Source organism: Chryseobacterium cupriresistens (assembly GCF_046614675.1).
GTDB classification, from domain to species: Bacteria; Bacteroidota; Bacteroidia; order Flavobacteriales; family Weeksellaceae; genus Chryseobacterium; species Chryseobacterium cupriresistens.
This window is the reverse complement of record NZ_JBKKJT010000001.1, coordinates 666,807-689,938: the sequence shown is the minus strand read 5'-3', so window position 1 is coordinate 689,938 and position 23,132 is coordinate 666,807. Positions and strand designations below refer to the sequence as shown.

Genomic DNA, 23,132 nt, shown 5'->3' with positions numbered 1-23,132 from the left:
ATTTATATTTCACTACAATAAAAGGGCAGATCAGCATATTCGCTTTTCTGCCTTTTTCTTTTTCAGGCATCAGCACATTTCGGGCATATACCGCTGATAATAAAATTATATTCCTGTGCAATAAAATGCTCCGGCAGACTGATTTCCGGAATAGCGTTTTCAATACACGTAACGGAATGACATTCCTTACAGTTGAAATGAACATGATTATGAAAATGCTGTTCATGGGTACATTTTCCACTGCACTTTGCAAAATTCACTACACCATCAATATTGACGATCTTGTGTATCGCACCTTCGTTTTCAAGCCTTTCCAGAACCCTGTAGATGGTTACTCTGTTGCACAGATCTCCAAGTTTCTTCTGAATATCAGAATGGGTAAGGGCAACATCCGAACTATTAATAAGGTTTAAAATTTCAGTTTTGGCGTGAGTATTTCTGACCTGTTTCATATTTTAATGCAACAAAGTTGCGTTATTTAAATTTTTATCTCTACTTTTGCAACAAAGTTACGATAAGAAAATTAATCCATACTATTATGAAATCAAAAATTCTTGATGCTGTAGGAATCTCCGCTGCTGTTTTATGCCTGATTCATTGTATTGTCTTTCCACTGCTATTAATTGTTCCATTGGGAATCTCCCATAATCCTTATATTGACCTTGCTTTCCTTTTTATTGGAGCCGTTGTGGTATTGAGAATAACAAAGAAAATGGAAAACCGGTGGCTGAAGTTTCTGTTCTGGATATCATTAAGCCTTATTTTCATGTCTATATTGACAGATTTTCTGTTTGAAGTTCATCTTCCTCTGATCTATATCGGAGCTGTCGGTTTGATTACAGGCCATATCATCAATTTTAAAAATCATAAACATTAAAACATGACTAAGAAACTTCCTGTAACGGTACTCAGCGGATTTCTGGGAGCGGGTAAAACGACATTATTGAATCATATTCTGCATAACAAACAAGGTTTAAAAGTAGCCGTGATAGTGAACGATATGAGTGAAATTAATATTGACGCACGCCTGGTTGAAAATCAAAACACGCTTTCAAGAACAGAAGAAAAGCTTGTTGAAATGAGTAACGGATGCATCTGCTGTACACTTCGTGAAGATCTTATGGTAGAAGTAGAACGTCTTGCCAGTGAAAACCGTTTTGATTACCTCCTTATTGAAAGTACGGGAATCAGTGAACCGATTCCTGTAGCTCAAACCTTTACCTATGTTGATGAAGAGAGCGGAATAGATCTTTCCCGTTTCAGTTATGTTGATACAATGGTAACGGTGGTCGATTGTTTCAATTTCATGAAAGATTTTGGATCTAATGAACTACTGATGGACCGCGATCTTACTGATATGGGAGGCGACTACAGAACGATTGTTAATCTTCTGACTGATCAGATTGAATTTGCCAACGTGATTATTTTAAACAAAACAGATCTTATCGATACTGAGACACTTGGCTTTTTAAAAGCAGCAATCAGGAAGTTAAATCCGGAGGCGACCCTTTTACAATCGGAGTTTGGAAAAATTGATCCTCAAAAGATTTTGAATACACAGCTTTTTGATTTCGATAAAGCACAGTCATCCGCTGGCTGGCAAAAAGAGTTACAGGCTGATCATCACACCCCGGAAACTGAAGAATATGGAATAAGTTCACTGGTTTTCAGAGATAAAAAGCCCTTCCATCCCATAAGACTCTGGGAATATCTGAATCATCATTATCCGGAAGGAACCATCAGAGCAAAAGGTCTGTTCTGGCTGGCTTCAAGACCTGATGATGCATTGAATTTCTCTCAGGCAGGAGGTTCATTCAGACTCGAAAAAGCAGGAGTCTGGTGGTGCAGCATGCCGATGAGTCACAGGGTTCAGTATTCTTCATTTTCAGATAATCAGAAGTTTATAGAAAGCAGATGGGATAAAAACTGGGGAGACAGGATCAATGAACTGGTATTTATCGGGCAGAATCTGGACAAAGATCAGATGCTGGCAGATCTTCAGCAATGTCTTATTAATGAAAAAGAAAAGGAACAATTCGATAAGAAACGAAGTTTCGAGGATCCGTTCCCAAAGAATATTTAAAATTAACTTTTATTTAATGCAACAAAGTTACGATAAAGAATTAAATATAATAACTTTCGGCATTATTTCAAAAACAATATGGACAGAAGAAAATTTCTAAAAGGATCTGCAATACTTTCAGGATTATTAACCTTATCGCCATCTGATCTCTGGAGCTTCGGGAAGAATACCGAACTGCACCGGAAAGGAAAAGCTAAGAATATTATTTTTATGATCAGTGACGGGATGAGCCTTGGAACGCTTTCGATGGCAGATCTGTATTCACGGAATATTTTAGGAAAAGGAAGTAACTGGCTTAATCTGTATCATGATAAAAAGGTAACCCGTGCTTTGATGGACACCGCTTCAGCAAGTTCTGTTGTGACAGATTCTGCTGCCGCAAGTTCGGCCTTTGGAGGAGGAATCAGAGTGAAAAACGGAGTTTTAAACATCGGAGCTAATGGAGAGAAACATCTTCCGATATGGCAGCAATATAAAAAAGCAGGAAAAAAAGCAGGCTGCGTGACTACTGTAACCATTACTCATGCTACTCCTGCCGGATTCTGTGTAAATTCTTCGAAAAGAAATGCTGAACCTCAAATTGCTGAAATGTACGCCGAGCTTGAACTCGATGTGCTGCTAGGTGGTGGAGACGAATTTTTTAATCCCTCCAAAAGAGAAGACAAAAAAGACCTCTATTCTGTTTACAGCAAAAAAGGATACAGAATTCTGAAAACACAAAATGATTTGAAAGAAATCAAAGAAGGGGAGAAACTGCTAGGCATTTTCAATACAGGAGCATTGCCTTACAGCATCGACAGAGCTCATCTTCCGGAATATAAAAATACACCCACTCTTGCTGAAATGGCCAATACTGCTATCCGTCAGATGAAAGATCATCCCGAAGGTTTTGTCCTTCAGATCGAGGCCGGAAAAGTAGACTGGTCTGCCCATGCCAATGATGTAGCGGCACTCATCCATGATCAGCTCGCATTTGATGAAGCGGTAAAAACAGTCATGGATTTTGCCGAAAAAGACGGAAATACTTTAGTCATCATCACTACAGACCATGGAAATGCTAATCCGGGAACTATTTATGGAGCAGAGGCTACTACACATTTTAACAGCATTTCAGAATACAAATACACCAATGAATACATTCTGAATAAGATTAACAAGGATGATTCGGTAAAAGACATTAAAGACTGGATTTATGAAGGCAACAAGATTACTCTGAATGACGATGAAGCCAGACATATGCTAAGTTTCTACAATGGTCTTGAAAAAGAGGAAGCGGGACTTTATAATTACAAGAAACTGCCTTTTAAACTGTATTCAGAAATTCAGAAAAGCAGGAATTCCGTAGGATGGATCAGTATGGATCATTCCGGAGATTACGTGGAAGTCGTTGCTTACGGCCCCGGAAATGAACTTTTACAGCCGTTTATTAAAAATACAGACCTTCACGATCTGATGCTGAAGGCCTGTCTGGTTTAGACATTCATATTTTTTCATATTTAATTATTTGGGAGATACGAGGCGGATTGATTGTGTCCGCCTTGTTTTGTATCAACAGGGGGTTAGATTTCCCCCATTACAAACATATTTTCCATGGTAGGAACATTACTTCCACCTGCTTTTTCAAGTGTAATGGCAAAAGCCTGCGCTTTGGGAATATTGGCCAAAGCAATTCTGCTGTCTTTATCTTCAGTGTACATTCCTGCATTTACCGGTTTTCCATCTTCTATAGCCCAGAGCTGATACTGCATTCCTTCGGGAGCTTTAGGAAGTTTTTCCGCATTCAGATAGACTTCTTTTGTTTTTTTATCCCAGAAAACCATTGCTTTGGCGTCTGTGTGTTTCTCTACGCCCTTCAGCATCACCATCTGCATATCGGGATTGGAAATCATATCCATCTTCCGGTTCATTTTTTCCATAGCCTGATCCATCTGCTTTTTATCAGCTATCATTAAAGCCATTTCTTTTTGACTGGCAGACTGGCTGTTCATCCAGAATACATTTCCGGCAACACTTACGAGGAACAATACAGAAGCTGCTATGGCATATGTTTTCCAGGGTGTATTTTTCCTGAAATCATTTCTTTCTGTAGTATTTTCTGTTTCTCTTTTTACTTCAGGAAGAACTGCCGGAAGAACAGGAGTTATTTCTTCAACAACCTGTTCCTGCTGAATTTTGTTCCAGATCTCCGATTTCAATTCACTTGGCGGTGTTACAGCCTGAGCTGTAGCAAGATGTTCCAAAGTCTTCTGTGCTTCTTCAAAAGCTTCTTTTACTTCAGCATTATTCTTCATCACACACTCCAAAATCCCTGCTTCCTCGGGAGAAGCATGGCCAAGAATATAAGATTCTATAATTCCGGATGATATGTATTCTTTAGTGTTCAATTTATTGATAATCTTTTAGCAAATCCTTTAATTTCATCAGCGCATTCCGCATTTTCGTTTTTACCGTTCCCAGCGGTATCTTCAGTTTTTCTGATATTTCATGTTGGGTATATCCCTGGTAATAAGCAAGATCGATGAGCTCCTGTTTGTCTGTTTCCAGACCTTCCAGCACGTTATTAAATCCGATATAATCGGAAGAATGGTTAGTCGTTGAAAGCTCTGCAGTATTATATACGAAATCCGGAAGTGGTTGGTTTTTAAGCTCATTCTGGAAAGCTTTTGATTTTAAATAATCAATGGCTGTATTCCTAGCAATATTGATGATCCAGGTATAAAACCTCCCTTTGGAAGCATCATACTGATGGATAGAATTCCATATTTTAACAAAAACATCCTGAATAACTTCTTCGGTATATTCCTTAGACTGAACGATCCGAAGAATAATCCCGTACAACGCACCGGAATAGTGGTCATACAGATAATGAAAACCAGTTTCGTTTTTCTCTTTCAATAAAACGATAAGCTCCTCTTCAGAATAGGTTGTTTTAATAGCTTTTATTTTTTCTTTCCAAATGTAATAAAATAAAATACATAGACAATAAAATCTAACACATCTTTTATTTCGTAAACAATTTTATATAAATCATTGAAAAATATTCAATATCAGAAATTCTACCTGTAAAGCTATAGAATAATCCTATTGAGAATATCATTATTGTACCTCAGAATTTGTTTAAAAAACGGTTTTTAAAATTCGAAAGTATTATAAAATCACTACGGATATAAAATTAACAAACTGAAAATCAAAACATTAAAATAAATTTACTTTTTTTTCAATCTAAAATAAAACCAACCTCGTAAATGACATTAAAAGCACGAATTAAATATAATTAACAAAAAAATAACTACAATGAACACACAATCAAAAATCACAGTTCTAGCAATGGTAGCTCTATCATTTGCATTCAGTGGGAAGGTAACTGCACAAACGATGAAAGAAAAAACAGTAATGGTAGGGGGAGCTCCTATGTATCCTTCTAAGAACATTATTGAAAATGCAGTCAACTCAAAGGATCACAAAACCCTTGTCGCTGCGGTAAAAGCTGCCGGCCTGGTAGAAACATTACAGGGTGCGGGACCTTTTACAGTATTGGCACCTACAGATGCAGCCTTTGCCAAACTTCCGAAAGGTACCGTAGAAAACCTTGTAAAACCTGAAAATAAAGCGATGCTTACTTCTATTTTAACCTATCATGTTCTTCCGGGAAGATATAGCGCTAAAGAAATATGGGCCGCTGTAAAAGCAGGAAACGGAAAAAGCATGATGAAAACTGTACAGGGTGAAGATCTTACATTCTGGACAAAAGGTAAAAATCTTTACATAAAAGACGCAAAAGGAAACAGCGCCAAAGTAACGATTGCTGATGTGAACCAGTCTAATGGAGTGATTCATGTAATCGATACAGTATTGATGCCATAACAAATTCTAAGATTTCAGACAGCATATTCCAATGTGCTGTTTTTATCTCTTATTTATCCAACACTAAAAATAAATACTATGAAAAAAACAATTCAGGTTTCTAATCAGGGTGCAACCCTTGATACCAGCAGAAGAAGCTTTTTAAAACTAAGTGGAGTAGGATTGGCTATTGCATGCCTTACCATCATCGGATGTAATGATGATGATGACTTCCAGATTATAGAAGAATCAAAGTACGATCTTGGAACCGGAGATGTAGGGGTATTAAATTATGCCTATGCTTTGGAACAGCTTGAAGCAGATTTTTATACAAAAGTGGTCAACAATTTTTATACAGGAATTTCCAGTATTGAAAAAGAGATTTTTACAGACCTCTATCATCATGAGGTGATTCACAGGGATTTTTTCAAAGTTGCCATTAGTGGTGCTACAGATCATGTGCTTCCCAAGCTTGAATTCCAGTATCCGAATGTGAATTTTAATGATAGAAATTCAGTACTGGCTACAGCAAAGGCACTGGAAGATACCGGTGTTGCAGCTTACAATGGAGCAGGAAAATACATTTCCAATCCGGCTTATCTCGTTATTGCCGGTAAAATAGTTTCTGTGGAAGCCAGACATGCTTCTGCCATCAGAAATTTAATCAATCCCGGATCTGCAGATTTTTCAGGAGATGATGTGATCGACGCCAACGGACTTGATCTTGCCAAAGAGCCGAAAGATATCGTAATGGCTGCCGGAGCATTTATCAAAACACCATTTACCTGGAAAGAAAGAGGAATCAACTAAACATCACCCTAAAAACTCACATTATGAATATTCTTAGATTACTGGATAAACTTTCTGATGATAAATTTTTCACCAAGGAAGCATCAAGATTAGAAACGATTACTGATATTTCATTATTCGGGAAAAAAGCAGCTACAGCAGCTGTACCCCTTGGTTTGGGTGCTATGATGGCCACTCCTGCCAAAGCAGAAACTACCAAAACAGCATTAACAGGTACTGCTTTAAAAAGTACACTTACAGATGCTTTACAACTAGCGCTGGTACTGGAATATCTTGAAAATGAATATTACAGCATAGGTTTGTCAACCCCGGGACTGATTCCCAATGGAGACCGGACTGTTTTTATGCAGATTTCGAAGCATGAATCGGCTCATGTAAGTTTTTTGAAAAGTACACTGACTTCTTTAGGAACAACTCCCGGAAATAAACCTATTTTTGACTTTACAGCCGGCGGAAACTTTATGCCTTTTACAGATTATAACCAGTTTCTTATCCTTGCGCAGGCTTTTGAAGATACCGGAGTGAGAGCTTACAAAGGGCAGGCAGGAAATGTGATGTCCAACAAAGTGGTTCTGCAGGCAGCGTTACAGATTCACTCCGTTGAAGCCAGACATGCCTCACAGGTAAGAAGAATGCGAGCGAATAAAGGATGGATTGAGCTTGCCAACGGAGGAAGTATGCCCTCCGCCACCAATCCGGTTTATGCAGGAGAAGAAAATACCAACCAGGCAGGTTATAATACCGGAACTTTATTTGGTGCCGCAGCAGGTTCTGCAGCCTACGACGAAATTTTAAGCGGTAGCGATGCACAAGCCATTGCTTCCCTGTTCATAGTATAGTTGTGATTTGGATGATGATAAGTGGTGAGTCCATTTCCGTATTTTCAGGGAATGGACTTTTTTCTAAATCAATCCTCAGGCCTTAAGAAAACACACAATCAATATCTTATATTCATCCCGATTCATCTTTTAAGTACCATATTCACTTATGGTGCTTTTATTTTCATAATGCTCGTTATTTCAATATAAATACAGAATTCACGTAAGCTAATTTAAAATAAATACACATATAGCTTTATTAACAAATTTACTGCAATACAATACAAAATTATTTTGTAATTTGGTTTACTTATTAAAATAATAATTTAAAGCGCTTAAAAACATTTAAAATATAAACTTTAAGGCCTTGATTATCATTTTTTAATAATCAAAAAAGAAAAGTCTCTAATTGTTGATATAATATATGAAGAAGTATCCAATTCCTGCGAATGAAGAAAGCCGAATGAAGAAACTGGAGTATTTTGGTCTTTTAAACCTTGAAAAAGACCCCCAGTTAGATATTTTCGCAGAAACAGCGTGTCTGGTGACAGACTGCCCGGCAGGGCTTATTGCCATGATGGAAAGCGAAACCCAGACTATCCAAAGCTGTGTGGGGCTTGCTCTTGATTTTGTAGACAGGAAGAATACTGTATGTCAATACTCTATCGCCAGTGGTGATATTGTTATTATCAACGATACTTTATTAGACGAAAGATCTTCTGATAACGCAATTATTCTGGCAGGTGGAATCCGGTTTTATGCGGGAGTTCCCCTGATTGATGATGAGGGATTTGTATTAGGAACACTCTGTGTTATCGACTACAAACCTAAAACAATTACAGATGATCAGATTTCAACCCTGAAAAAAATAGGAGAGGCAGTCACAAAAGTTCTCATGGGAAAAAGGAAAAATCTCCAGGCTGAGTATTTTCAGCAGACTTTTACCATTTCCAATAATCTGATCTGTGTTCTGGATAAGGATTTTGTGCTGAAGGATGTGAATCCGACTTTTGAGAGAGTGTTTCAATTAGATAAAGCAGAGGTTCTTAATCAGAATTTCATGGATCTGATAGGGAATCACAATTCTCAGCTGCAAATGCTTTCCAAAAATCTTCCCGATACCAATGAAGAAGTTACATTTACGACTTCAACAAAGATAGATGATACGCAAACCATCATCATTGAATGGTATTTAAAGCTCAATCAAAATCGCTCGGAGATTTTTTGTTTCGGAATCAATATCACTCAGCGTATCGAAGAAAAGAATAAACTGGAAAGCTCTGAACGCCGCTTCAGAAGCTTCTTCGAAAACGCCATAGGATTGATGAGTATGCATGATATGGAAGGTAATATCATTGCTGTCAATGAAAAAGGAAGAGAAACCCTGCAATATTCTTCTGAAGAAGTAGAAAGATTGAATTTAAGAGACCTTGTTCCCCAAAAAAACTGGCATCTTCTTGAGCAATACCTCGAAAGAATCAATAAAAACGAGGAAGATTTCGGAACCATGATCCTGAAAACAAAAGGAGGTGAAGAAATGATCTGGATGTATCACAATCTTGTGGAAATCAACAAAGAAGGAAATCCTTATGTAGTAAGTACTGCCCTGAATGTTACTGAAAGAGTAAGTTTGGAAAAAGACCTTGTTCAAACCAAAAAGATGCTGGAACAGACAAGTGCTGTGGCGCAGGTGGGCGGATGGGAAGTCAACCTGAAAAACAATACCGTTTTTTGGTCTCAGTCTACCAGAGAAATCCATAAAATCGATAGAGATTTCCAGCCCGATTTTGAAAATGCACTGGGCTTTTACAGTGAAAAAAGCAGGGAAAAGCTGGAATTTTTATTCGAAAAGGCTGTAAAAGAAGGCGTTCCTTACGATGAAGAATTACAGCTTATACAGAATGACGGCGTGATGATCTGGGTAAGGGTAAAAGGGATCCCGGAATTTGAGGATGGAGTATGCACCAGAGTCTATGGAATCATTCAGAATATTGATACCTTCAAAAATATCTACCTTGAGCTGGCCAGGAAAGAGGCTATGCTACAATCTTTTGTAAAATACGTACCTGCTACAGTAGCCATGTTTGACAAAGATCTCAATTATGTTTCTGTAAGCAGAAGCTGGAAAGATGAGTTTCAGATGAATGACATCAGGCTTATTGGTGAAAATATGTTTAAGATATCGCCCAATGTACCGGATGAAAGAATAAAAATATATCAGGATGCACTGGCCGGAAAGGCCTATAAGAATGAAGACATGGCCATAGAAATTCCTGGTAAAGAAATCATTCAGCATTACAGCGTAGAGGTGACACCATGGTATCTTTCCAATCATGTTATAGGAGGAATTATTGTTTCTGCCCAGAATATTACAGCCTCAGTAAGAATCAACAGAGAACTGAAAAATGCCAAGAAAATGGCAGATATTGCCAGTAAAGCAAAAACTGAATTCCTGGCCAACATGAGCCATGAAATCCGGACTCCGCTGAACGGGGTAATCGGTTTTTCCGACCTTCTTTTAAAAACTCCATTGAACGAGATACAGACTCAATATCTCCACTATATTAATGAATCAGGAGAAAATCTGTTGAATATCATCAATGACATCCTTGATTTTTCTAAGGTAGAATCCGGAAAAATGGATCTTATTGTGGAAAAAGCCAATATTTACGACATGGTAAGTCAGGTAATCAATGTTATCCTTTACCAGTCGCAGAAAAAAAATATAGAATTGCTGCTGAATATAGAACCGGGACTTCCTGAAACAATCTGGCTGGATGAATCAAGGCTGAAACAGATTTTGATCAATCTTCTTGGAAATGCCGTAAAATTTACAGAACAGGGAGAAATAGAACTTAAAGTAGAAAAACTGAATCTGGACAGCAAAAATATCACCCTGAGATTTTCCGTAAGAGACACCGGAATTGGTATTCCTAAGGAAAAACAGCAGCATATTTTCGATGCCTTTACCCAGGAAAACAGCTCGATCAGCAAACGCTATGGAGGAACAGGTCTCGGATTGACCATCTCCAATAATATTCTGAAATATATGGGAAGCAGCTTGTCATTGGTAAGCGAACTTCATAAAGGTTCTGTCTTCTATTTTGATATAGAGGTTCCTTATGAAATGTCCGACCGTCATGAAGATGAAGAGCTGCCAATCAATAAGGTTCTTATCGTAGATGACAATGAAGCCAACAGGATTATTATTCAGCACATGCTGGCTTATAAAAATATAGATTCAAAGCTGGCTGCCAATGGAATGGAGGCACTTCAGATCTTACTTGCGGGAGAACGCTTTGATGTTATCCTGATGGATTACCATATGCCAATTATTTCCGGGCTGGAAACCATAGAAAAAATCAAAGACCTGTTTAATCAGCAGAATGAATCCTCACCTTTGATTATCCTTCATACCTCATCTGAAGAACATGATGTGATTAATTATTTCCGTCAGGAAAGCGATTCATACTTCCTGTTAAAACCTATTAAATCAGAAGAACTCTATAAAACATTAAGCCGGGCTGTGAAAAATACGGAAAAAGACGTAACCAGCATTTCACAGCAGGAAACCGAATCTTGCTTTTTGATGCAGTCACCACAGGTTTTACTCGTGGACGATAATCCGGTTAACATGGTTCTCAACCATAAAATGATAGGTTCATTGATTCCTGATGCGGAGCTTACAGAAGCTACGGATGGGCTCCAGGCATGGCAGCTTTGTCAGGGAAAAAAATTCAATATCATTTTAATGGATGTCCAGATGCCGGTAATGGATGGTATTGAAGCTACAAAACAAATCCGTTTGCTTCCGGAATATTCTGATATCCCGATTATTGGCGTCACTGCCGGTAATGTACTTGGAGAGAAGGAAAAGTGTCTGGATTCCGGGATGAATGACTTCCTTCCTAAACCTTTAAGACAAAATGATCTGCTGGAAATACTGAAAAAATACATTCCTGGTGAAAATAATGTTCCAGAGGAGAATAATGTTCCGGACGAGAATACCACAGATACAGAAAATGATCTCGATATAAATCTTCTGAACGAACAGATAGGTGATGATGATGAAGATTTTAGAAAAATATTCCTGGATCTTGTCATGCAACAGCTTACTCAGGCTGAAGAAGATATTAAAAAAAGCGCAGCTGAAAAAGACAGTACCAATCTGAAACTGATCCTTCATAAGCTCAAAGGAACAGCAGGAACAGCGGGATTGGTAACGCTTACAAAAAATGCGGCCAGCTGGGAGAGTAAAGCGGAACCCGACATGGATTTTATCTCCATGGAAAAAGAAATGATCCGGGAAATAACAAAAGGATTACAATTAATTAAAAATTTAATACAATAAAAAACCAAAATTATGCTGATTCTAATCGCCGAAGACGACGAACTGATTCTAAAAACGATTGAACACAAATTATTAAAAGAAGGGCACGAAGTGATCCTGACCCGAAACGGGAAAGACGCTATTGAAACCCTTAAAACCAGAGAGGTAGATCTCGCCATCACTGATATTATGATGCCTTTTGCCTCCGGAATTGAAATACTTTCTGCCATTAAAACCATGGGCAAGCAGATACCGGTAATCATGCTTTCCAGTATGGGGCAGGAGGAAGTAGTATTGAATGCATTCGATTTGGGCGCAGCCGATTTTATTGTAAAGCCATTCAGTCCCAATGAATTGATATTAAGAATAAAAAGATTTTCTTCAAAATAAACTACAGCCATGTTTCTCACCACTTCTGTGCATTTTCTTTTTCTTGTTTTCCTGGGAATGCTATCTTTAGTACTTTTATTGATCATCGTTGTACTGATATACAGCTTTTATCAGTACAGAGAATCTATCCGGACTTTCAGATGGTCTGAAGTGATCAATAAAAAGATCTCAGAAGTGATTGTATATGGTGAAGAAGAATTGGCTGCAGACACTAATTTTTTAACAGCATCTGGTACTCCTTCATTCAGAAATCTGTTTCTTCAGAAACTGGCAGAATCCGAGAAAAAATTTTCCGGAGCAGCACAGAATAAACTTAAAGATTTATTTCATGAATATGGCCTTCAGGAAGAAGCATTGAAAAAACTCAATCAAAAGAAGGAACATATTATTGCAGGAGGAATACAGGAACTTACCGCCATGCACGTACAGGAAGCGTTGCCAAAAATTTCTACATTTTTAACCCATCCTTCAGCTCAGGTGTATCAGGAGGCGCAATATGCAATGGTTAACTTTAAAGGATTCGAAGGTCTTCATTTCCTGAACAGCATTTCCTCCAAAATATCAGAATGGCAGCAGCTTCGTCTGCTTATTTCCGTAACACATATTCCGGAGAATTCCCGAGACAGCATTAAAAGCTGGATGGAAAACTCTAATGAATCCGTAGTTATTTTTACCCTTAAACTCTTAAGAAAATTTCAGATATTATCACTTTATCCAACAGTGACTGATTTGTTGAATCATCCATCTGCTGATGTACGGATTCAGGCGGTGCAAACTTTATTATCGCTGGAAAATTCTTCAACAATCGCTGATCTTATGGAAATCTATCCCCATCAGCCAGCTGAAGTACAGAAAGAGATTCTCAAAGTCATGAAAAAGTCAAAAGACCAATACAGTACGGATTTTCTGAAAGATCAGTTATTGGAAAATCCGGATTCAGGGATAAAAGTATATGCAGCAGAAGCTTTATGTGCATTGGAGAAACAGGAATTACTGAAAGAGATATCCCAAAAGGAAACCTCTCCTGAAGAATTAATTCAAATTATTAAATACGCATTACAGGAAAAAGCATGTTAGAATTCTCACACATCATCTATGAAGTTGTTATCTGGCTGTTTCTGATTTACGGAACAGCAGTAGCCCTTATCTATGGCTGGATAGGAATTTATGCGCTTGGCGCTGTATTACGTTATAAAAAAGAAAATACATTTACAGACTACAGCATTATTGCGGCCAATCCCAATGCTCCGGTATTCAGCGTTATAGCTCCGGCATATAATGAAGGAATGACCATTGTAGAAAATGTACGTTCACTGTTATCTCTTTACTATCATAATCTGGAAATTATCATTGTAAATGACGGAAGTAAAGATGATTCCATGCAAAAGCTGATTGAGGCTTACGAACTTGAGTCTGTAGCTTATTTTATTCAGGGAAAAATTGAAACCAATGCGGTAAGAGGAGTTTATAAAAGTAAAAATCCGGCCTTCAAAAAACTGATTGTTGTTGATAAAGAAAACGGAGGAAAAGCCGATGCCTTAAATGTTGGAGTCAATATTTCTTCCGGAGACTATCTGGTCTGTATTGATGTTGACTGTATTCTCGAGCAGGATTCGATTTTAAAACTCGCAAAACCAATGCTGGAGCAGACTGATAAAAAGTTTATTGCCTGCGGTGGAGTGATTCGTCTGGCCAACAACTGTGTCATTGAAAACGGAAAAGTAGTAAGTGTCAATATGCCCAAATCTCTTTTGGGAAGAACACAGGCATTGGAATATATCCGGGCTTTTGTACTGGGACGTATGGCATGGTCCAGAGCATCAGGACTGATCCTGATCTCCGGGGCTTTTGGAGTCTTTGACCGGAAAATTGTACTGGCCTGCGGTGGCTATGATAAAAACACAGTGGGAGAGGACATGGAGCTGGTGGTAAGAATGAGAAAGTATATGGAGGAAAAGAATGAGCCTTACGAAGTACTTACCATTCCGGATCCTTTATGCTGGACAGAAGTTCCGGAATCCAAAGATATTCTCAGAAAACAACGAAACCGATGGATGCGCGGAACCATGGAAACTCTGTGGAAACACAGAAAACTCATGTTCAATCCGAAATATAAAAAATTAGGAATGATCAGTCTTCCTTACTGGTTCTTCTTTGAATTTCTGGGGCCGCTCATCGAATTTTCAGGGTATATTATCTTTATCATCTTTTTATTGCTTGGGATTATCAACTGGCCCTTCTTTCTGATCTTGTTTGCCCTCGTCATCTCAATGGGATTCCTCTATTCCATCTATGCGATATTGGTGGATCTTGTCAGCCATCAGGTTTATACCAAAAGGAAAGACTTCCTTAGACTAATTTTTACCGCTTTTTCCGAACCTTTTTATTTTCATCCTATTGTCGTAAAAGCAGGCGTTAACGGATTTATAGATTATTTCAAAAAATCCCATGGCTGGGGCGAAATGACAAGACAGGGCTTCAACCAAAGCACACAGCATTTACCGCTGAAAGAAAGGATATATGCCATTCTTCAGGCAGGACTTAAAAAATGGGGAATGCTGGCATTGGCTTTCTTTGCCTTATTTTTATTAGGAATAACCGCAGAATCACTGTGGTACAAATATACTTTTCCAAAATTTGAAACATCAGCCATTATTGGTCATCTTTTCTTAGAAAACATTTTATTTGCGCTTCAACTGACATTCTGTGTCGGAATTATATATCTGATTATTAATTTTGTTAAAGAAGGATGGGCAAAAATTCTGGGAATAATCACCCTGGTTATTGTAGCAGTTACTCAATATATTTTGTTCCTGTATTTTTCTGAAACCCGAAATGTTTTGGGTGCCGACCTTTTATACTACAGCAAAGAAGAGATGAAGCAGATTTTGCAGGCAAGCGGAATGCTGAACTTCAAAAACTTTGCATTGCTGGGAATTTTAATCGTGGGATCCTTGATTCCTTTGTGGATTGCAGGAAAAGGAGCTTTAAAATCAATCTATCCGGGAATAATACTATTGATTTTCGGGTTAACAGCATTTTTTATTCCTTCCAATGTAGTGGGAGCAAAGATTTTGAGTTCCGAAAGTGAGTTTAATCAAAATGCAGCAAAAAGTAAATGGGCTTATTTTTTTAAATCCAATAAAGACAATTTTATCAGCGACCATCCGGAACTCACTGAATTGCTGAGTGATAATGAAGATTTTACTGCCAATGCAGAAATGATTGATAAAAACTATCCGTTCTGGAGAAAAGAAAACACACCGGATTTTTTAGGTTCTTACTTTAATCGATCTGAGAAAGTTCCCAATCTTGTTTTTCTTGTGATGGAAGGTTTCGGACATGCGTATACTTCCCCAAAAGGATATATCGGAAACTTCACTCCTTATCTTGATTCACTGTCCCATAAAGGATTGTATTGGGAAAACAGTTTAAGCTCAGCAGGAAGAACATTCGGAGCATTACCGTCATTAACAGGATCTCTTCCTTTCGGAAAGAACGGCTTTCTTGAAATAGAAAAAACACCGGAGAATTTCAATCTTTATAATATCCTTAAAGCAAACGGTTTTGAAACAGGATTTTATTACGGAGGTCATGCATCATTTGACCGCTACCGTGAGTTTCTGGAATACAGCGGAGTAGATCATATTATTGACCAGGCTTCCTTCAGCAGTCCTTACAGTAAACTTCCTGCCAACAACGGGGAGAGCTGGGGATATGAAGATCAGGCTGTTTTAAGTAAAATGCAACAGCAGCAGAAACCACAGAATCAACCGTATTTCAATATGATACTTACGCTTTCAACCCATAATCCTTTTTTAATCAACAATAAGGATTATTATGAAAAGCTGTACAATCAAAGGCTTAATTCAGGAATTTTAACTCCTGAACAGAAAAAATGGGCATCTGCTCACAAAAATCAGCTCATTTCGGTATTGAATGCAGATGATGCAATGAAAGATTTCTTTGAAAATTACAGCAAACGACCGGACTTCAAAAACACCATTTTCATCATTACAGGAGATCACAGTATGCCTGAAATTACATTACAGTCTAAAATTGACAGATTCCATGTGCCATTATTAATCTATTCTCCGTTATTAAAAGAATCAAAGCGATTCTATAAAACGGTAAGTCATTTTGATATTGCGCCTTCGATTCTGGCGTACTACAGAAATAATTATCAAATCAAAACACCTTCTACCGTTACATGGGTAGGACGTGGCTTTTCAGCAGATTCTGAAATCAGCAAGGCCGGAATCCCTATGATGCAAAGTAAAAACCAGCTTATCGATTTTGTTTCTGAGAAATATTATATCCATGACGGGCAGCTTTTCACCCTTAAGAACATGGAGGAAGATAATTCCAATGATGCAGCATCCCTGAACAAGATCAATACCCGGTTCAATCAGTATAAAAGCATGAATGCCCGGTTTTATTCCACAAAGAAACTGATGCCGGATTCGGTAATGGTTAATTTTAAGAAAAAAACAAGGTCAAAGTTTTAAAACTTCCGGGTGTAACCTAAAGTAATGTCAAACTGATTTCCTCTCTCACCAGGACGGAATTCTTGGTTATAATACATGGTTCCTAAAGAAAAAAGATTGACAGAACGGTAAGAGAAATTATACTCAGCACCTATTTTAAAGGTTTTAAGCTTAAAGGTTTCATTTTCCAGAAGGTTATTTCGGTATTCTTCCGGGCTTATCCCGGTTCCGATCTGAAAGGCAACATAATCCTGAGCGCCTTTTGTGTAATATCTCACCGTTCCGGTATAAGAATGTGAAATATTTTTATTGTCAGGTGTAATATAAGTACGAAGGTTGAACCAGAAATTTTTATAATATTTTCCTACAGCCGCAGTATACATCCAGATATTGTTGCTGAAATGAAGCTGACGGTAACCCAGCTCTGCCTCAAAACTATGAGGAAGATTGGCATTCAGGGAAACTCCGGTACGGTATTTCGGAAACAGACCTACATCATCAGAATATCCTCCGCCAACATATAAATAGAACATTTTGGAAAGTCTTGGATACGCTTCCAGCTCAATCTGTGTTCCGCCTTGTGCAAACTTATTGGCATAATTGCCACGAAGGATTACAGAACCAATAGATGTAATTCTTTTGTAACTTACTCCCACAATATGCCAGTCATCATCAAACTGCTTGTCAAAATGGGAATAGTTGTAAATAATTCCAATAGCATTTTTAGAAGACAGATCCTTGATTCTTACTGCAAGAGCCCTCGCTTCTGTATTTTTGGGATTAATAGATAATAGAGTGGTTACCGCTTTGTCAGCTTCTTCATAATTATCCATTCCAAAATATACTTTTGCCTTTAGCAGCAGTAATGCCTCAGATTTTGAATGATAAGAAAGTCCTTTATCTATAATTTCAATTGCCTTTGTATTCTGATCATTCCAGTATTCCAATGAAGCATACGCCAGAAAATAATCTTCATCCTGAACCTCTCTTTTTCCGAGATCTTCAAACACAGCTCTTGCCGCTTCAATATCTTTATTCCAGGTATATAACCTTCCCAAAAAAACAGAAATATCGGTATAATTGGGAGCTTTTGCCAACGCCTCTTTTGCCAGGGCAATAGATGTAGTATAATCTTTCTGTTCAAAAGCGGTGGTGCGGGCTTTAACAAACAGTTCATCAGCAGTAAGATTCTGCTGGCTATACATGGTAATGGGAAAAAGTAATGCTAATAAAAAGGTCGGATATCTTTTCATCGAAGTTTATTATTAATGAGCTACATCTTTAACACAAATATATTGAACTTTTATCTCTCTACCCAGAGATTATTCACCAAAACTTATCTTTTTAAGATTATTCTTCCACAAAATATCAAATAACAGATATTTATGATGGAATAATTATTGTCGTAATTGAAAATAATTGATTTTCTAAAAACCTTCCTCATGAAAATAGCAACCTATAATGTTAACGGAATCAATGGCCGGCTTCCTGTTTTACTGAAGTGGCTGAAGGAAGCTTCACCAGACATCGTCTGCCTTCAGGAGCTAAAGACCCCACAGGAACGTTTCCCTATACAGGAAATCAATAAAGCAGGATATAAGGCGATATGGAAAGGGCAGAAAAGCTGGAACGGAGTAGCCATATTGGCCAAAAATAAAGAAATAACTGAAGTACAAAGATCTTTGCCAGGTAACGCAGAAGATGTTCAAAGCCGATATATAGAAGCGATTATAGATCAAATGGTCATCTGCTGCCTGTATCTTCCCAATGGAAATCCTTATCCGGGACCTAAATTTGATTATAAATTGTCTTGGCTGAAACGTTTTAAGAGACGAACCAACCAGCTTATCAAAATGGAACTTCCCGCCATCCTTATCGGCGATTTCAATATTATTCCGGAACCTGTTGATGTTTATAAACCTGAGCGCTGGGAAAATGATGCCTTATACAGAACAGAAGTAAGAAAAGCATTTAAAGAACTCCAGAAAAAAGGCTGGCTGGATTCTCTGCGAAGTCTTTATCCTGATGAGAAAATCTATACATTCTGGGATTATTTATACAAAGCCTACGACCGCAATGCAGGAATGAGGCTTGATCATATTTTATTAAGTCCTTATCTACAGCCCAGACTGGCTTCCGGTGGAGTAGACACACATGTACGGGGTTGGGAAAAAAGCAGCGATCACGCTCCGGTGTGGATTGAACTTTCGGATCATCCTTGATAACTGAAGTCCATATATAAAAACTCCCGGTATAAAACCAGGAGTCTTTATATGATATCTATTTTAACTATTAAGATTGCTTGCGGCGGCGGCCTGAAACCTTTTTGTCAAGATCCCTGATATCCTGTCTCAATTCACGGAACATCTCTTTAAAGTTGTAGCTCTCATAATCACCCGGCTCGAAATCTTCCGGGAAAATTCCTGAAGCATATTGCCAGATTTCCACTACTTCTTCAAAAGGGATATCATAAGGCTCATAAAATGAATTATCAGCACTTACACAAATTGCATTTTCCTTTCTTTCTTTAAAACGTTTGTAGGTAATTCCGTCATTTAAAGTAACAAAAACATAGGTTTTACCCTGTTTCAGTTCATTGATTCCTTCTACATATTTTCCTACAATATAAGATCCGCTTCTGAAAGGAGGCATAGAATCACCATCCGCAGGAAAAGCCCTGTATTTACCATTGGTAAGAAAAGGAAGAGCAATACGCTGAAGACTTTCGATGTATTCTATATCGCTATAACCTTCCAGATATCCCATTGATGCCTTCTGAGGAATAATTTCTATGGTATCATTTCCATGAGTATCCACTGCAACCGGAAGAACGATTCTGTTATCCGGAAGCTTTAACATTTCATCTATCGGATGCTTCTCAATATCTACTGAAAGCATAAGGTCAATACTCACATGGAAATATTTTGAAATTTTTACAAGCAGTTCGATAGGAGGCTCCGAAATTCCGTTTTCATATTTTGAATACCGGACTCTTGAAATCATGAGTTCATCGGCTACATTTTGCTGGGAGAGCTTTCTCCTGGCTCTTAAAAAGCGTATATTATTTGAAAAAACTGACATTGATATAAGTATGTCAGCAAAAATACAAAATTTGATTCCTTTATCAATCAACCCAAGTGGGTTTTACCCGATAAGAATACAAATTTCATTGATGTTTTTTTATTTTTTATCTAAAACTAGGAAATCCAGGTATTTCAGGTCATCCATTTTACCTGCTACAGCACCATTGGAAACTGTTTTAGTCACATTGAAAAATAAATATCAATAATTAACATTTAATGCAAAAATAATAACTCTAAATTCCACAAATTGAGTTATGCTTTTTAACTTTTAGAAAATCAATCACATATAAGTGAAAATAATATTATCAATTATTTGTATTTATATTAATGAAATATTAAATAATATAAACTTATAATTAATTTATTTAAAATAATTTGCAATTTTATTATTATTATTCATATATTCGTGATGTAATAATCATATAAAATTATAGTTATGAAAAACTTAAAAAAATTGGACAGAAACGAATTAAAAGCTATTTCAGGTAACGGATTACTAGATCCAATCGGCGGACTTCTAGGTGGACTAGGAGGAGTAGTTGGTGGAGTAGTAGGCGGTGTAGGTACTATCGTTGGTGGCGTAGTTACAGGCGTAGGATCTACAGTAGGTGGAGTAGTTGGCGGTGTAAGCACTGTTGTAACTAACGCTTTATGCCAGACACAATGTGTTGTTAATGGTGTAATCCACATCAAATTACTTGAGTGCGGATCAACTTGCTAGTCAGAAAGCATTACATGTAAAAAACAGACCGCCCTTTTCAGGGCGGTTTTTTTCTTATCCATATCATTCCTTTTCAGTGACTTAGATTTATTAAATGGCTTTTGATAAACTGCAATAAAGCAACAATGTTGCATTAATAAATTTAATTTTCTAGCTTTGCCGAATCATTAAAGTATATGCATATGAAAAGGACCTTTTATTTTTTGGCAGGCAGCTCACTTATTTGTTCGTCATCACTTCTGAAAGCGCAGAAAATTATCCCCGAAAAAAGAACGGTAAAAGACATAGAGTCCATTCAGGTACAGGGAAAAACAAATTATAACGCTGCCAATATTTCAAGAAAAAAACTGGATTTCATTCAATCCAATACACTGGGAGAAACATTGAGTAAAATTCCCGGAATTCAAAATTCGGGATATGGACCAAATTCCGGAGCTCCCGTTATCAGAAGCTTAAGCGGAAACCGGGTAAAAATACTGGAAAACGGAATGGCAGTGAATGACCTTTCGGGATTAAGCCCGGATTTTAATACGGATATCGAAATGAACAGTGTTCAGAATATCACTGTTTACAAAAATTCTGCATCGGTTTTGTATGGTGGAAAAGCTATTGGAGGAGCTGTAGATATTGAAACAGATTATATTGCCAGACAGCTTCCGGAAAAAAAGATAAATTTCAAAGGCCTCCTTGAAGGAGGCAGTAATAGAGGTCAGAAACAGGCTTTTTCAGCCAGAGGAATTATTGCTAAAAACTGGGTCTGGACGGTTGGAGCATCCAATCAGAAGCAGGAAATAGTCAGAATTCCGGGAAAATCAAAAGACGACAGATGTTATGATCCCGAGCTTGTAGGTTTCAACAGTATTTTACAGTCACTTTGCCAGATCAATGTAGATTCCAGACGTGTCCTGAACAAGAGCCTTTTTCCTTATATCAGCCAGTTTGCCAAAGATCATATGATAGAGTATGAGCTTTCGGAAGATGATCTGTATACATTCAGTTCCACGTATTACAATCCTGCTGACGGTAAATATTATCCCAACCCGAAAAACGATTTGTATGTTCCTGGTCAGGATGCCGTGAAAGACCGATATAAAAGTGAAGTAAACGGAATCAAAGATTATGTGGAAACAAAAGATGGTGAGATCCCCAACAGTCATTCGGAAAGCAATTCATTTTATGTAGGCACCAGTTATAATGGAAAATCATTGTATGCAGGAGGCGCGTATCAGAATTCTTACTCCTATTTTGGGGTTCCGGGATATGCAATCCCTAAAATCCCCAAACATAGCCATGGAAAACCACAACCCAAAATAGAATATAGTCCCATCAACATCAGAAGCCTATCTCATAAAGCCATATTTGAATCCGGTTACAAGTTTACCCATTCTCCGATTTCAAGCATCAAACTGAATTATATGGGGGTATTTTCAAAAAATGCTGAACTTCTGGATCGGTACCGTGCCAACCAGTTTACTGTGAATCAACACAATGGACGCCTGGAAATCAACCAGCAGAAATTACAATTTCTTACCGGAACTACGGGGCTTGAAATACAATACAGAGATATGGAAGGCACCGGAGGCCAGAGATACTTACCCAATAATATAAGCCGTGAAATTGGAATCTTTACCATGCAGCACCTTGATTTTAATTTTCTTCAACTGGATCTTGGGTACAGAAACGATTATGTACAACGCAGGGCAGAAGCAGATAACAAGTATGTCAGAAGCCGCGGACTTTCCGGAGGAAAACTCAGTGACAGAGATTTCACTCTTCATCAGTTCCATAGTTCCGCTCAATGGACTCTCTTTAAAAAAGGGTATCTGAAAGTACAATACAATCACTCGGAAAGGGCACCGGAGGTGAATGAGCTTTATTCAGGAAACAATCATTTTGCGATCCTGACAGAAGAAAATGGTGATGATACACTGGATAAGGAAACAGCCAATACCGTTGAAATCGGGACCGGATTGAATCTGAAGAACCTGCGGGTATCTGCCAGCTGGTATCATACTTCTTATAAAAACTATATTTATCTTGCCCACACCGGAATTTCCAGAGAAGTTTTTCTGGTAAAAGAATGGCGCTCCGATGATACGGAAATCAATGGAATTGAAGCGGAAGCTGCTTATAAAGCAGATCTCGGAAAAGCAGGAAAGTGGGAGATAGGCGGATATTATGATCTGGTACGAAATATAAGCGTTGCCGACAGCTCCATAAGAAAATGGAGTGATGGCGATTATATGCCCAATATGCCTACCAGCCGTTTCGGATTCAATCTGGAAGGAACACTGCAGAACTTCAGCGTGAATCTCAGCTTAGACCATTACTTACAGCAAAAATATTTAGGTAAAAATATTAATCCTGAACTTCCGATGCCTGCATTTTCACTGCTGAATGCCCGTTTTTCTTATAAGGACAGCAGTCTGGGTTTAGGTGATCTCGAATATTATATCATAGGAAACAATCTGCTGAATGCTGAGGCCCGACTTCAGAACTCTCAGTTAAAATTCCTCAGTCCGCTTCCCGGAATTAATATTTCCGTCGGTGTGAAAATCACCATATAA

At 37.9% G+C, this 23,132-nt stretch carries 18 protein-coding genes; 13 read left to right on the top strand and 5 right to left on the bottom strand.

From position 1 onward, the window contains the following. Positions 1-62 precede the first annotated feature (62 nt). Positions 63-452, bottom strand: coding sequence for a Fur family transcriptional regulator (locus tag ACLI50_RS03245; RefSeq protein WP_110011593.1), 390 nt, complete (start codon positions 450-452; stop codon positions 63-65). An 86-nt stretch (positions 453-538) separates the two neighbouring features. Between ACLI50_RS03245 and ACLI50_RS03240 the strand changes: the two genes are divergently transcribed. From ACLI50_RS03240 to ACLI50_RS03230, 3 genes are all read left to right on the top strand, one after another. Next, a complete protein-coding gene (locus ACLI50_RS03240) occupies positions 539-877 on the top strand; it encodes a MerC domain-containing protein (protein ID WP_343641639.1) in 339 nt (112 codons plus the stop codon). Positions 878-880: 3 nt separating this feature from the next. Continuing rightward, a complete protein-coding gene (locus tag ACLI50_RS03235) occupies positions 881-2,083 on the top strand; it encodes a GTP-binding protein (RefSeq protein WP_411413145.1) in 1,203 nt (400 codons plus the stop codon). Positions 2,084-2,161: 78 nt separating this feature from the next. Then, positions 2,162-3,559, top strand: coding sequence for an alkaline phosphatase (locus ACLI50_RS03230; protein WP_411413144.1), 1,398 nt, complete (start codon positions 2,162-2,164; stop codon positions 3,557-3,559). An 83-nt stretch (positions 3,560-3,642) separates the two neighbouring features. Here ACLI50_RS03230 and ACLI50_RS03225 read toward each other — a convergent pair whose 3' ends face one another. Further along, complete coding sequence (locus ACLI50_RS03225) at positions 3,643-4,467, bottom strand: anti-sigma factor (RefSeq protein WP_411413143.1); 825 nt, start codon at positions 4,465-4,467, stop codon at positions 3,643-3,645. Between the two features lies 1 nt (position 4,468). After that, positions 4,469-4,978, bottom strand: coding sequence for an RNA polymerase sigma factor (locus ACLI50_RS03220; RefSeq protein WP_411413142.1), 510 nt, complete (start codon positions 4,976-4,978; stop codon positions 4,469-4,471). Between the two features lie 399 nt (positions 4,979-5,377). Between ACLI50_RS03220 and ACLI50_RS03215 the strand changes: the two genes are divergently transcribed. The 7 genes from ACLI50_RS03215 (at position 5,378) to ACLI50_RS03185 (ending at position 16,782) form a co-directional block, all read left to right on the top strand. Further along, entirely contained in the window at positions 5,378-5,947 is a 570-nt protein-coding gene (locus ACLI50_RS03215; protein WP_110011588.1) for a fasciclin domain-containing protein, read from the top strand. A 78-nt stretch (positions 5,948-6,025) separates the two neighbouring features. Beyond that, positions 6,026-6,736, top strand: coding sequence for a ferritin-like domain-containing protein (locus tag ACLI50_RS03210; RefSeq protein WP_411413141.1), 711 nt, complete (start codon positions 6,026-6,028; stop codon positions 6,734-6,736). Positions 6,737-6,759: 23 nt separating this feature from the next. Beyond that, positions 6,760-7,575: a ferritin-like domain-containing protein gene (locus ACLI50_RS03205; RefSeq protein ID WP_137904970.1), complete on the top strand. Its 816-nt coding sequence runs from the start codon at positions 6,760-6,762 to the stop codon at positions 7,573-7,575. Positions 7,576-7,978: 403 nt separating this feature from the next. After that, positions 7,979-11,905: a response regulator gene (locus ACLI50_RS03200; protein WP_411413140.1), complete on the top strand. Its 3,927-nt coding sequence runs from the start codon at positions 7,979-7,981 to the stop codon at positions 11,903-11,905. Positions 11,906-11,917: 12 nt separating this feature from the next. After that, positions 11,918-12,274 carry a response regulator transcription factor gene (locus ACLI50_RS03195; protein WP_110011584.1) on the top strand — a complete coding sequence of 119 codons (357 nt, stop codon included), beginning with the start codon at positions 11,918-11,920 and terminating at the stop codon, positions 12,272-12,274. Positions 12,275-12,283: 9 nt separating this feature from the next. After that, the gene (locus ACLI50_RS03190; RefSeq protein ID WP_411413139.1) at positions 12,284-13,351 is read left to right on the top strand and encodes a HEAT repeat domain-containing protein; all 1,068 of its coding nucleotides are present in this window, start codon (positions 12,284-12,286) and stop codon (positions 13,349-13,351) included. Then, positions 13,345-16,782, top strand: coding sequence for a sulfatase-like hydrolase/transferase (locus ACLI50_RS03185; RefSeq protein ID WP_411413138.1), 3,438 nt, complete (start codon positions 13,345-13,347; stop codon positions 16,780-16,782). The genes ACLI50_RS03190 and ACLI50_RS03185 overlap by 7 nt, the downstream gene beginning before the upstream one ends. Here the strand turns inward: ACLI50_RS03185 and ACLI50_RS03180 are convergent. After that, complete coding sequence (locus ACLI50_RS03180; RefSeq protein ID WP_411413137.1) at positions 16,779-18,014, bottom strand: YaiO family outer membrane beta-barrel protein; 1,236 nt, start codon at positions 18,012-18,014, stop codon at positions 16,779-16,781. The two genes, ACLI50_RS03185 and ACLI50_RS03180, sit on opposite strands and share 4 nt — an antisense overlap. Before the next feature lie 189 nt (positions 18,015-18,203). Between ACLI50_RS03180 and xth the strand changes: the two genes are divergently transcribed. Further along, positions 18,204-18,983 carry an exodeoxyribonuclease III gene (gene xth / locus ACLI50_RS03175; protein ID WP_202840563.1) on the top strand — a complete coding sequence of 260 codons (780 nt, stop codon included), beginning with the start codon at positions 18,204-18,206 and terminating at the stop codon, positions 18,981-18,983. 70 nt (positions 18,984-19,053) lie between these two features. Here xth and ACLI50_RS03170 read toward each other — a convergent pair whose 3' ends face one another. Then, a complete protein-coding gene (locus tag ACLI50_RS03170) occupies positions 19,054-19,842 on the bottom strand; it encodes an XRE family transcriptional regulator (RefSeq protein WP_202840564.1) in 789 nt (262 codons plus the stop codon). A gap of 438 nt (positions 19,843-20,280) precedes the next feature. On the opposite strand from ACLI50_RS03170, the gene ACLI50_RS03165 reads away from it, so the two are divergent. Both ACLI50_RS03165 and ACLI50_RS03160 read left to right on the top strand, forming a co-directional pair. Continuing rightward, entirely contained in the window at positions 20,281-20,565 is a 285-nt protein-coding gene (locus ACLI50_RS03165) for a bacteriocin-like protein (protein WP_002979306.1), read from the top strand. 182 nt (positions 20,566-20,747) lie between these two features. Then, positions 20,748-23,132, top strand: a complete 2,385-nt coding sequence (locus ACLI50_RS03160) for a TonB-dependent receptor (protein WP_411413136.1) — start codon at positions 20,748-20,750, stop codon at positions 23,130-23,132.